The 9,265-nt window shown below is 38.7% G+C and carries 9 protein-coding genes; 1 reads left to right on the forward strand and 8 read right to left on the reverse strand.

From position 1 onward, the window contains the following. The 8 genes from AC06OU_RS14150 to ytxJ form a co-directional block, all read right to left on the reverse strand. The coding region (locus AC06OU_RS14150) for a 3-hydroxyacyl-CoA dehydrogenase NAD-binding domain-containing protein (RefSeq protein WP_475856642.1) at positions 1–154 on the reverse strand (154 nt) is incomplete at its 3' end. Positions 155–480: 326 nt separating this feature from the next. Then, the gene (locus tag AC06OU_RS14155; RefSeq protein WP_475856628.1) at positions 481–1,665 is read right to left on the reverse strand and encodes an acetyl-CoA C-acetyltransferase; all 1,185 of its coding nucleotides are present in this window, start codon (positions 1,663–1,665) and stop codon (positions 481–483) included. A gap of 12 nt (positions 1,666–1,677) precedes the next feature. Continuing rightward, a complete protein-coding gene (locus tag AC06OU_RS14160; RefSeq protein ID WP_475856630.1) occupies positions 1,678–3,174 on the reverse strand; it encodes a class I adenylate-forming enzyme family protein in 1,497 nt (498 codons plus the stop codon). Positions 3,175–3,205: 31 nt separating this feature from the next. Next, on the reverse strand, positions 3,206–3,790 hold the full coding sequence (locus AC06OU_RS14165; protein WP_475856632.1) for a TetR/AcrR family transcriptional regulator: 585 nt from the start codon (positions 3,788–3,790) through the stop codon (positions 3,206–3,208). Between the two features lie 21 nt (positions 3,791–3,811). Next, on the reverse strand, positions 3,812–4,960 hold the full coding sequence (locus AC06OU_RS14170; RefSeq protein ID WP_475856634.1) for an acyl-CoA dehydrogenase family protein: 1,149 nt from the start codon (positions 4,958–4,960) through the stop codon (positions 3,812–3,814). Between the two features lie 261 nt (positions 4,961–5,221). Further along, entirely contained in the window at positions 5,222–7,003 is a 1,782-nt protein-coding gene (locus AC06OU_RS14175) for a mechanosensitive ion channel (RefSeq protein ID WP_475856636.1), read from the reverse strand. A gap of 368 nt (positions 7,004–7,371) precedes the next feature. After that, a complete protein-coding gene (locus AC06OU_RS14180) occupies positions 7,372–8,202 on the reverse strand; it encodes an STAS domain-containing protein (protein ID WP_475856637.1) in 831 nt (276 codons plus the stop codon). A 15-nt stretch (positions 8,203–8,217) separates the two neighbouring features. Beyond that, the gene (gene ytxJ / locus AC06OU_RS14185; RefSeq protein ID WP_475856638.1) at positions 8,218–8,550 is read right to left on the reverse strand and encodes a bacillithiol system redox-active protein YtxJ; all 333 of its coding nucleotides are present in this window, start codon (positions 8,548–8,550) and stop codon (positions 8,218–8,220) included. A gap of 266 nt (positions 8,551–8,816) precedes the next feature. Here ytxJ and AC06OU_RS14190 point away from each other — a divergent pair. Next, the coding region (locus AC06OU_RS14190; RefSeq protein WP_475856640.1) for a YusW family protein at positions 8,817–9,265 on the forward strand (449 nt) is incomplete at its 3' end.

Raw genomic sequence — 9,265 nt, forward strand, 5'->3', positions numbered from 1 at the left:
AAAGCCTCCATAAATTAGCATCGATTGTAGATGCAGCTGTTCTTAGTATTTCGTTATCAATATCACAAAGCGTGACCTCATGTCCCGCTGAAGCCATTACTTGTGCAATGCCATTTCCCATGGTACCTGCACCTAATACACCAATTTTCATCATGATAACCTCCTAAAAACTCTTAGATGTTCTTTGTAATCCTTATTCCCTCTTTATTCTTTTTGACACATATCTAGCTTCAATTATCAGAATATTATCTAATAATAACATTATACTTCCTATTCCATTAGTTATCTAGAGAAACATGTAAATTATGGTTTAAAAGTAAAATTGATTGCTCCCGAGTATAAATAACTACTTAAATTAGGTTACATAATAGACGAACACTATCCATCAATAAAACATATGTAAAACATCTACCTCTAATAATCCAATTAAATAGCTCTAAAAAAGACTTCTACTTAAAAAAGTAAAAGTCCTATACTAAATTAATTTACATTCTCTATAATGACGGCTATTCCCTGGCCACCACCGATACAAAGACTTGCGACTCCATATTTTAATCCTCTTCTCTTAAGCTCATATGCTAAAGAAAGGAAGACCCTAGTCCCACTTGCCCCTACTGGGTGACCTAGTGCAATTGCTCCTCCATTGACATTCGTTTTGTCTCTATCTAATCCTAACTCTTTTTCTACTGCTAAATACTGAGAGGCAAAGGCTTCATTTACTTCTATTAAATCTATTTCCTCTAACGTCATTTCTGCACGAGCAAGTGCTTGTTTAATTGCCGGTACTGGGCCAATCCCCATAATGGATGGATCAACTCCAGCTATCCCCCACGAGATAATCTTAGCTAATGGCTTAAGCTCATGCTTCTCCACGGCCTCACCGCTTGCTATAATAACCGAGGCCGCTCCATCATTAATACCACTAGCATTACCCGCCGTCACGGTTCCATCTTTCAAAAAGGAAGGCTTAAGGGATGCCAGCTTTTCCTGAGTAACTTTCCCCTTAATATGCTCATCCTGATCCACCATTACAGTTCCCTTCCTAGAAGGAACCTCTACAGCTACTATTTCCTCTGCAAATCTGCCCGATTCCTGTGCATGAGCTGCTCGTTTTTGGCTAAGTAAGGCAAACTCGTCTTGTTCTTCTCGAGGTGAGCTATATTGCTCTGCTAGCTTCTCAGCAGTCATCCCCATGCCACTTCCTATATACTCATCCGTCAAAGTACTAAGCACCATATCCTCATACTTCATAGTCCCCATCTTACTAGTACCAAATCTAGCAGTGAAATTTGCATAGGGAGACATCGACATATTTTCAGCACCACCTGCGAGAACAATATTCGCTTCGCCTAACAGGATCATTTGAGCACCCGATACAATTGATTGACAGCCTGAGCCACATAAGCGATTCACATTCATCGCTGGAACCTCTACTGGTATACCTGCCTTCAATCCGATATGGCGTGAAAGGAAAGCTGCGTTCGTACTAGAATGAATGACGTTTCCATATATAACATGATCGATTTGATCCGGCCCGACTTCCGATCGTTTCATTGCTTCTCTTGCTGTTGCTGCACCTAAGTCATCTGCTTTAACTTGAGCAAAGGATCCCCCAAAGCTCGTAAATGCTGTCCTTGCTCCATCAATTAAATATACTGTTTTCATCCACTGTTCCTCCTAACTGTTTCGAAGAGAATTCTTTAAAACCTTTCCGCTCGCATTTCTAGGAAGGCTTTCCATAAAGTCGACCTCTACTGGCATTTTAAATTTTGCCAAGCGTTTAGAACAAAATGCCAATATTTCTTCCTCCGTTATCTCATTCATATCTTTTAAAACAACAAACGCCTTAGGCACTTCCCCATACACTGTGTGAGGGACTCCAACAACTGCCGCCTCTAGCAGCTCGGGAACTTGATAGAGAACTTCTTCCACCTCCACGGGATAAACATTCTCTCCGCCTCGGATAATCATATCCTTCTTTCGATCGACAATATAAAGCAGGCCATCCTCATCAAACCTACCTAAATCCCCGCTATATAACCAACCATTTTGGATTGCCCGATTCGTTTCCTCCTCGTTCTTTAAATACCCCTTCATCACCTGAGGACCCTTCACGACAATTTCTCCTACCTGGCCATGTGGTAACGGATCTCCAAATTCATCAACCACTTGAACTTCTGTCTTCGGTAGTGGTTCTCCTACAGACCCGACCTTATCCAGTGCATAATGGTCCTTTAAGGTTGTTGCTGCAGGAGAATTCTCTGTTTGCCCATAGAGATTTTGAACCTTTACATTTGGGAATAAAGATTTCACCTTTCGAACGAGCTCATAAGGCATTGGAGCAGCACCATAAGTCAATAGCCTCAAACTTGGAAGCTCTATTTGTTTAATCTTTGACGTGTTCAATAAAATACTGTACATCGCAGGTACTCCAAAAAATATAGTAATTTTCTCTTGCTCCATTGTAGTCAACGCCTGCTCCGGAGAAAATGCCTCCTCTATGACAATTGTCCCTCCTGCATAAATTACTGGAATACTAAACACATGACTCGCTGCGCAATGAAATAGCGGTGCAACAATCTGCATTCGATCTCTTTCATTCAGATCCATTGCTTCTCCCCATATTTGTGCGGTCGCATATACATTTTGAGCAGAAAGCATGACTCCTTTTGGCTTCCCAGTTGTACCTGACGTATAAAAAATTACACTTGTCTGTTGTTCATTTATAGCGACTTCATTCATTACTAAGCTTGAATCTGCAAATATAGCCTCTAGTGTATTATCCCCACCAACCTGTATGGTGTGTAAAAATCCTTCAAATGTCTCCGGTATTTCATGCAATACAGGTTCCAATCGAACATCATAAACGAGTGCCTTCGCCTCCGAATGCTTGAATATATATTCAATCTCAGGTGCAGCAAGCTTTGTATTAACGGGCATAACTGTAAAACCGCCTAGCTGGCACGCATAATAACAGATTAAAAAGTAATCCGAGTTATTTAAATATAGGGCGATAACGTCCTCTTGTTTATAGCCCTTTGCTTGAAAAAAGCCTGCAAGTCGCTTTGCTTTTTCATAAAATGCGGAATAAGTAATCTCTCTTCCATTGAATTGCGTAATAATGTGATTAGGTCGCTCTTTTACGTGTGCTGCCAATTGTTCAGTAATTAACATAATAACCAATCCCCTTTTTAATTGATTAAGCTCACTTCATTACCTTCAATAAATAATCACTATAAATTTGTTGCAATTCTACTAGAGATTTATCTCCAGCCTTCTTATACCATTGCTGAATCCAATTTAGAGCACCCAATAGCATCATGCGTACAATTTTAGGTTCATTAATATTGAATTCTCCACATTCTATACCAGCAAGAATTACCCGGTCGAACCAGCCCTCGTACTCATTTCTTTTCTTTAAGATGGGATGAAGGTGGTCCATTGAAAATGTTTCATCTGGCTTAATGATCATGTTAAAGGATTCCTTTTCCTTTACTGCATATTTCACATGAATAGCAATCATTTGCCGAAGCCTTACTTCATTTGAAACGTTGGAATGAAAAGCCTCGCGAAGCTCGTCAATTGCCTGCTCCAACACAAGCTCATGACATCGGAAGATCAAGTCCTCCTTATTTTTAAAATAATAGTAGAGTGACCCCTTCGTCATTTGAAGTTCAGCTGCGATTTCTTCCATCGTCGCTCGCTGATGTCCCTTTTCATTCATGATCTTCACTGCAGAAAGAATAATTTCCTCTTTTTTTTTCGTAATTTTGTTAGGTGAGATTGCCAAAAGGATTACCTCCTTGTGCATTTACAAATCTAGCTTTTTAGCAATAATCGTCTTCATAATCTCAGTGGTACCTGCGTAAATACTTGCTACGGGAATGTCCCGATATCTTCTAGCAATCTCGTACTCTTCCATATACCCATAGCCCCCATGCAAATGTAAGCATTCCGCAGCCACTCGCTTCGCCATTTCACTAATCCACCATTTGGCCATCGCCACTTCCTTCACTAAATCCTCTCCGGCAATGTGACGCGCAGTTAATGAGTTAATATAAGTTCTCCCTATATCAATTTCCGTTGCCATTTCAGCAATTTTAAACTGGGTATTTTGAAACTTACTGATAGACTGACCAAATGCTTTTCTATTCTTTATGTAATCTAGTGTGATTCGAAGCATTTCCTCAGCTTCCACCTGACATTGAATAGCTACAATTAGTCGTTCCTGCTGAAGGTTTTGCATTAAATAATAAAACCCCTTACCTTCTTCCCCTAGTAAATTATCCACTGGGACTCGAACGTCCTCAAATATCAACTCACCAGTATCACCGCTATGAATACCGATTTTATCGAGCTTCTTCCCACGCTTGAATCCTTCCATGCCTTTTTCCACGACAAGCAAGCTGATGCCTCTATGAGCGGGCTGTGCGGAAGGGTCCGTCTTACAAACGATAATTGCAAAATCTGCAATCGTCCCATTCGTTATAAACGTCTTTTCTCCATTTAAAATATAATGGTCACCATCACGACGAGCTGTCGTTTTAATACCCGCCAAATCCGATCCTGCACCCGGTTCCGTCATACCAATAGCATTGATTAACTCCCCAGTAACGCAACGTGGCAGCCACCTTTGCTTTTGTTCCTCTGTCCCAAGCTCCGCAATGTAAGGGCTTACAATATCCGAGTGAAGACACATACCACTTGCCAACCCTTGACCAACACGCTCCAACTCCTCCGTTAGAACCATAGAATACGAGAAATCTAACCCTAAACCTCCATAAGACTCATCAACCCATGGACACAAAAAGCCATTCTCCCCCATCTTCAGCCAAAACGAACGAGGAATCTCGCGCTTCGCCTCCCACTCCTCATAAAAAGGATATGCCTCCTTATCAAGCATTCTCCTTAAAGACTTCCGAAACAGCTCATGCTCCTCTGTCAAAAACGCAGCATTCACCTTCATCCCCCCTTAATTAATTCAGAAAATTATTACTATTAACAATTATACAATCCAAACAAACAAAATAAAACTAAAAATTGAACGCCGTTTAAATTATAAAAATAATCTAGAGCAAAGCGAATGATTGCAGGAATATTGCAGAATTATTGCGGGTGCCTGGCACCTGCAATAATTCTGCAATCAAATCTGTTATCCCTTCCCCTTAGTAAGTAACGCAAAAACACCCCAGCAAATTGCATGCTAGGGTGTCTGTGTGCATTATTTATTTCTGTTATTGTCGTCATTTGAGGAAAGGTCATCATATGGATGTAAATCATCTGTTGATGGAATGTTATATCCAGTGCTCGGTGAATCCTCCTCATGAGCTGCATCCATTGGGTTTTCTGTAGGAGTATCTATACCATTTTGTGGTTCGAAGTCTCCAACTGGTTTAACCTCGTCGATATGTGGCCCTTTTCCTCTTCTTAAACTTTTTTCTACTTCTGAAGGATCACGGAAATTTTCTTTGAATGATTCTTTCATTCCCTTAGCTTCCGCTTTATATCTTTCCTTTGAAACGTCTGCATCCTCAATGCTTTTTTCCATTTTACTTAAATAACGAGCTGCGTGCTCACGTCCTCCTAAACCAAACGCTAGACCGAACGCCAAAGCTACTCCGCCTAGTATTAAAATAAATGCAGAGTTAATAATTGCTGCTGCAATACCTAACTGACTTAATGCCATGAAAAATGCAAAGGCTAAGATAGCGTACTTAGCAACGTAACGTAGGAAATGTGGAGTACCAGAGGAATGCTTCATAACGCTTCCTACTAATTTCTCTACTAAACTTGCTAACCAGAATCCTACGGCCAATATAACAACTGCCGCAATGACATGAGGTAAATAAGCAAATATTGCTGTTCCAAGAGTAACCATAAACTCTAGTTCTAACACTTGTAGAGCTTCCACTACAAACAATAAAATAATAAATACTTGTACGATAGTACCAATTATTGCTGCAAAGGAAGGAGCGGATCCTCCAGTTGAAGCGAAGCCCATTTTACCAAATATCGAGTTGATGCCAAGGTTTTGAAGTAAAGTAACAACTACGTCTTTGACCCACTTAGCAACAACAATACCTACAAGCACTAGTACAATTGCTACGAAAATCTTAGGCAGCATGGCTAAAATATTATTTAACATTGCAATTGCTGGCTGTGAAATACCTTGTAAATCTAAAATTTCCAAAGCAGTAATGGAAACTGGAATAATGATTAATACAAATACAACGATTCCTACAATCTTAGAAAGGCTCGTACCTTCGATGAAACTAGAAAGCTTCATTTTATCTGCAAGCTTATCTGCTCCTGCAGCCCGTAGAAACTTCTCTACTAATGTACGGACAAGCTTAGCTACAAACCAGCCGATTGCAAACACGATTGCTGCTGACACTAACTTAGGTATGAAATTGAAGAAGCTAGCAAGCATACCTTCTAAAGGTCCACTTAATCCATCAATGCCAAGTGCGTTTAGTACTGCTGGAATGAACAAAAGGAAGATTAAATAATATGCGATATTTGCAACAGTATCTGTCCATTTTACTTGATCGACCTTAGAAGGATCTCCTCCAGTTTTCATAATGTATTTATTAAGACTAAATCTATTTCCAGTCATCTTAATAACTTTTTTAACAAGCGTAGCTAGAACCCATGCAAACAGTAAGATGAGACCAGCTTTCAAAATGTTTAGCACACCACCTGTAATCCCTGAATACATAGAGACAAATGGAGATACTAAATTACCCATATTTAAAATAGAAAAGAACAGGATAAATGCAAAGATCAATACAATAAAGAAAACTACCTTACTTAGAATTTTCTCTACCGACCACTCACCCTTAATATTTCCAAGTCTTTCATTGACACGGTACTTCCTTAAAAGCTTAAACGTAGCATTTTCTAGTAGCTTAGCTACAAAAAAACCGATTAATAAGACCAATAATGCTAATAAAAGCTCTGGTAAAAAGTGAAGGGTGTTCCTCCAATATAATTCATCAAACATTCCATGTCCTCCTTTGTTTTATAAATGTTCCCAACCTCCATCTACCCGTCCTACGATTCTTCTAAACTAAAGAATTTATCAAAAGCGGAATATACAGCCTGACACATGCAAATCAAATATCCTATATACTCCCTATTTTTAGGTCCTTTGATTCACTAAATTTCACTTGCACTTTTATTAATAAAAGAAAAAATAGCTATTCTAATCATCATTAAGCTCGCGAAGATTCAATTTCGCTCGCTATGCGCTATTTTATTTGAGAAATCCCTTCGTATTTTTTTCTACAATCCTATTTTTTGCATAAATAAAAACTGTAGTAGCTCTATGCCACCACAGCTCTATAAAAGAAGCTCAAGTTATATTACGGCTTACTTATCATTTATACTTTCGATCGCTTGTTTTACACTACCAAAGGTTTGGAAGGAACTAAAATCAATTCCTGCCTTTACAATTACCATGGAAAGATTAGGTCGGATGCCGGTGAACAACACATGAATACCAAGCAGCTCTAATACATTATGAATGGTGAAAATGTGCTGAGCGATTTCCTCATCAATTGTTAGAATCCCTGAAAAATCAATGATTAAAAAATCAATGTCCATGTCAGGAATGGTAGGCAATACATAGGTCAACAAATGCTGAACTCTAATGTAATCTATAGACCCAACAAGTGGCAGAATTGCTACTCCATGCTGAATTGGTACGATTGGAGCGCTCAAATCGTTGATTGCTCTTTGATGCTCTAGGATCATTTGTTCCCTATGGTCCTCATAGACATGCATTTTATTAACCATCCACACATCAAACAAGTAACTAATTTGACTGTTGATACTCACAATGCTTTCAGAGGAAATATTCAATGATAAACAAATTTCATTGAGATATTCTAAAAAAATGGTTCTACTTTTAACAGTGGTCGCGATATGGGCAGAAAAGCTTGAAAAATTAGCGATTTCATCACTTCGTACTTCATTGATCCAATGAGCCAATTCCTCTTCGGCGATATTTTTAGGTTTATTAAGTGCTGCACCTAAGATTGATATAAGTTCTTGATTTCTTTTTTTCGTTGTTATATATGGTTCAATATTTATATTTTTATCCATGCTTTGTGCTTCCGCAACAACACGTTTGGTTAGCTCTTCTCCAATTGTTTCTGCATTTTTTACAAGATACTCACTCACAGTTAAAATTTCATTCATTTATTTACACACCTTTTAAGAAGATTTCGTGGCGATTGCTAGTTCAGTTCGATTGATTTGATGATGAGATGCATTCCAAACAGCTTTCCCGTCTCCGACTAAAAAGACCTGTGGTGACTCATGCTTAACGCCCAAATCACTCTCCATTTCATTTGAAACCGGTCTGCTCTCCCTCACCTTAACTAAATACTTCTCTATTGGCGTGTCAAATGATTCAAATTCTCGAAAAGCCCTCGCACTAATTGGGCAAGTAGTACTGTGTTTTAAAACCAAAATCTTCTGGGCATCAGAAAGCTTTAATATATCTTTCCATTCATCAACACTCGTAATTTCCTTATAACTCGTCACAAAAATCACCCTACCCTTTCATCATTCTCCATACCCTATATGCTCCCCATTAAACCAATATTACACATCATTGCGACAAGTTTAGTTATTATTACAGGATGTCTTTATATTATTTATTACAGGTGCCTGGCACCTGTAATAATATAAAGGCGCCTGTCCTAGCTTCTAAAAGTAGAAATATCCCACTTTTAGGAAAATATTTGTTTAATGTATATTATATTTGGATATTAAAAGAGTAAGTACGAGAACATCAAGGAAGGAGCAACATGATGAGAAATAAAAAAAGAACGTTAATAATTACATCCATTCTTTCGACTACATTCTTATTAGGAGCTTGCAATGATAACAACGATGAGATTGATGAAAATGTAATGAAATCCGATGTAGTTGAGCCAAACCCAGCTGATGATTCTGCACAAGTTGTTACTAATCCGGAAACAGACTATGGCTTCCAGGAATTCACTATGATTATCGATACTCCAGACAACGAAGATGCGGTCATTGTAGAGTATAAATTGGACTCATCTTCAGCAGTTTATAAAAATATGCACACAGCAGTAAACGCAGAAGGTGAAGGAGCAGCAGAAACACTTGATCCTATCTTTCAAGACTTAAATTTAACGAAAGAAATGAATACGGAGGATGTAGTAGAAGAGGTTTCAAAAGCATTTGAAGTAGAAGACTTCACTGCATTTAACTTAGACATCCAATATGA

The sequence above is a fragment of the Psychrobacillus sp. genome, from assembly GCF_056205495.1.